The 1,738-nt window shown below is 31.5% G+C and carries 1 protein-coding gene; it reads left to right on the top strand.

Features of this window, described 5'->3' with window-relative positions; genetic code table 11:
• The first annotated feature begins 199 nt into the window (after positions 1–199).
• The gene (locus H9660_RS16085; protein WP_191751379.1) at positions 200–1,642 is read left to right on the top strand and encodes a DUF1254 domain-containing protein; all 1,443 of its coding nucleotides are present in this window, start codon (positions 200–202) and stop codon (positions 1,640–1,642) included.
• Positions 1,643–1,738: the final 96 nt, after the last annotated feature.

The following is a 1,738-nucleotide window of genomic DNA, read 5'->3' as shown; positions in this document are numbered from 1 at the left end:
GTGTTAAAGTATCATAGCAAGGTGACTTGGAGCTTGCGACGGAACCTGGATATGATACTTTAACACTTTTTTTATTATTTAATTTATGTAAAAATGTGAATAATAAAAGAACATTTTGTCTTATTTTGCTAAAGTTTTACTGAGTAGGAACGAAATAGTATATGGGGTTATAAAATTATAAAAAAGGAGATATGTAATAATGAAGAAAGCATTAACTAAAATTTGCATGGTTCTATTAGCAAGTACGGTATTAATTACAAATGTATGGACAACTAGTGCTTATGCAAAAAACAAAGATGAAGAAACTACTAGTATAACTGTAAGTAATGATGAAGTAGCTAAAATTGCACAAGAAGCATATATCTATGGTGTTGCACTTGTTGAGATGGAAAGATCTAAAAATCAAATGACACATCCTCAATATGATGGAGATACAGAATGGGCTACACTTGGAGAATTCTATCATGTTCGTAATTTTGCTGACCCATCAACTACTAGATTAAGAGCACCAAATATAGATGTTCTTTATTCAGGCGCTTGGGTTAATTTAAAGGATCAACCAGTAGTGGTTTATGTTCCAGATATGGGAGATAGATATTATTCAATTCAAGTAAATGATATGTATAGCAATATTTCAGGTTATATTGGAACTAGGGCTACTGGAAATAAAGAAGGAGTATATGCAATAGTTGGACCTGAATGGGATGGAGAAGTTTTGGACAATGTAGATGGAGTTATAAGAGTTAACACAAACTATACATGGTTATTCCCAAGAACTTTTGCTAAAGATACAGAGGATTTAGCTGTAGTATATGAGCTACAAGATAAATATAGAATAGCCCCTTTAGATAAGTATGAAAATAAAGGAATGAAAGCATTTAAGAAGACATATCCACAAAAGGATAAAGGAATGCAGTTAGAAGAAGATCCATATGGGAAAATAGAATACTTTGAAGTGTTAAATGATATTTTAAAAGATATCGGAATGCCAGATTCAGAATCAGCTTTAATGACAAGATTTGATTCTATTGGAGTTGGACCTAATTCTGAATTTAATGTAGGTACACTTTCACCAGAATTGAAAACAATATTTACTAATGTGGCTGTACAAACAGAACAATTAATAACATATGTTTTAAATGGACCAAGAGAAACCGTTGATGGTTGGGGTGGATCTAAAGACGTAGGTCTATTTGGGGATAATTATTTCTTACGTACTTTATGTGCAAGAGGTGGAATTGGAGGAAATACAGCTGAAGAAGCATATTATCCAACTTCATACTTTGATAGTAATAATGAGAGATATTATGGATCTAATGATTATACTTTAACTTTTCCAGCTGGAAGTATTCCACCAGTTAATGCGTTTTGGTCATTAACTATATATGATTCAGAAACACAATGTTTAGTAGAAAATCCAATAAATAAATATGCAATTAGAGATGTTGATAATGATCTTAAATATAATGAAGATGGATCATTAACTTTATATATACAAAGTGAAGCACCAGAGGGATTAGAAGGAAACTGGTTACCATCACCTAAAGATAAGGATTTCCATATTATTTTTAGAGCATATATGCCAGGTCAAGAATGGTTCACAGGAGAATATTCATTACCAGGAGTACAAAAAGTTAAATAAAATAATATAAAGTGATTTTAAGGGGCTGTCGCACTAAAGAATTAGTGCACAGCTCCTTTTTTGCAAAAAAATAAATCCCAAACTTTAAAAGTTTAG

Source organism: Clostridium gallinarum, assembly GCF_014836325.1.
Taxonomy (GTDB): Bacteria; Bacillota; Clostridia; order Clostridiales; family Clostridiaceae; genus Clostridium; species Clostridium gallinarum.
This window is presented reverse-complemented; position numbering and strand designations above follow the sequence as displayed.